The following is a 1,711-nucleotide window of genomic DNA, read 5'->3' on the forward strand; positions in this document are numbered from 1 at the left end:
TGCTGTCGCCAAGCAGCAANATTTGTCAGTTTTGCCCTCGTGTTCGGCGCGAACGTTGTCTGCGGCGATGGCAGTCGCAATCATCATCGTCATGATAACGAGCACGTTTCTGCACAAGCGAGTACGACTCATCTGCAATTCTCCGATTCAGTACTGAAAATTTTGCAATTCACGCTAAGTCTCTGCAGCGGTCCACTTTTCAAAATCTTCGGGATCGACATTGCGGCCGCTGAGGACAACGACAATGTCACCGTCAGCATCAATATCGATCTTTCTGGATAGCAATGCCGCGATCGTACTTGCCCCCGATGGCTCGGTGCGGAGCCCGTGCTGGGTGTCGATCCACTTCATCGCTTGGCAGGTTTGCGGATCGGTTACCGAAACGGCTTCGGATACATGGTCACGTAGGATGGGCCAATTCTGTTCACCCACGTCGTAGGACAACAATCCGTCACAGATACTGTGGGGATGATCCACTCGAACGCGTTTTCCGACGTCCAATGATTGAGCAAAGTCGTCGGCGCCGTCGGGTTCAACAGCAACGATTTTCGCAGTGGGAAAAGCGTCGGCGATCGCTAATGCGTGACCCGCCATCAATCCGCCGCCGCTGACGGCACAAACAAAATGAGACAACTTGCGTCCTTGTCGCTTCAGTTCGTCGACAATCTCCAACCCGCCGACGCCGTTGCCTGAGATCACGTCGTTGTCATCGTAGGGCGATGCTTGGATCGCATGTTCGTGCTCAGCGATTTCACGCGTCATGCGATCACGCTGGCCGGTTTGATGGTCCGTCGATTTGTCGTACGTACGCACCTCGGCACCAAACGAACGCGTGCGAGCGAACTTGATCTTGGGAGCATCTTCGGGCATCACAATGATCACTCGCTTGCCGAACGTCATCCCGGCGAACGCCAATCCCGATGCGAAATTGCCCGACGAGTGGGCTGCGACGGGACGATCGCCGATCAATTCCAAATGCTTGGCCATCCAATTAATCGCGCCGAGCAATTTGAACGATCCGACTGGCGTCCAGCCGTAATCCTTGATCCATACACGGCGACCGGATGGTAACCTGAGTTCCTTTTCCAACGCGTACGAGCGAATCAGTGGTGCCGGAGAAAGGTGTTGACGGATAACGTGCTCAGCGGCTCTTATGTCGGTGATTGTGGCTAATTGCATCATGGAGGTTGGGTTAGGCGAAAAAGACATTTTCGGCGGTTCCTTTTAGTAGCCACTGCTTGTCCGATGCGGAAAGGAAGTCGATGCGATCACGGATCAGGGCGATCGAGGCTTCGTAGCTGTGACCTTCATCAACTTGATACGGACAATCGCTGGCCCACATCAGACGCTCGGGACCAAAGTGCTCGGTCACCTGTTTGATCATTGGAATCAAGTCGTCGTAAGGCGGCTGCTTTTTTCCCAGTGCGTAAAACGCAGACGTCTTGACATGGGTGTTCGGAAAACGAGCAAGTCGACACAGCTGCTTTAGCGAATCTCGTTCGATCTTGCCGCTGACGCCGATCCGAGCAAAGTGATCAACGACAACGGTGGTGTCGGGGTGCTTTTTGCACAACGCATCGACGTACTGAATGTCGCCGGGATTGATCAGCGGACACACGGCCAAGCCTTCATCCGCAGCGGTCTGCCAAAGTTTCGGCATGCCAGGATCGTCCACCCAGTCCTTGGCATCGCCTCGGGAGTGCAGTCGGAA

The 1,711-nt window shown here is 54.6% G+C and carries 2 protein-coding genes; both read right to left on the reverse strand.

The features are described from left to right. Nucleotides 1-174: 174 nt before the first annotated feature. On the reverse strand, nt 175-1,209 hold the full coding sequence (locus RMSM_RS03770) for a threonine ammonia-lyase (protein WP_201766997.1): 1,035 nt from the start codon (nt 1,207-1,209) through the stop codon (nt 175-177). Further along, nucleotides 1,193-1,711 (reverse strand): amidohydrolase family protein (locus RMSM_RS03775; protein WP_144057353.1); only part of this gene is annotated, 519 nt, incomplete at its 5' end. The genes RMSM_RS03775 and RMSM_RS03770, both read right to left, overlap by 17 nt.

Origin of the sequence: Rhodopirellula maiorica SM1 (genome assembly GCF_000346295.1) — a bacterium.
Taxonomy (GTDB): Bacteria; Planctomycetota; Planctomycetia; order Pirellulales; family Pirellulaceae; genus Novipirellula; species Novipirellula maiorica.

Bases quoted from the DNA above. Each gene is read 5' to 3' on its own strand.
- RMSM_RS03770 (WP_201766997.1), bottom strand. From the start codon at position 1,209: ATGTCTTTTTCGCCTAACCCAACCTCCATGATGCAATTAGCCACAATC.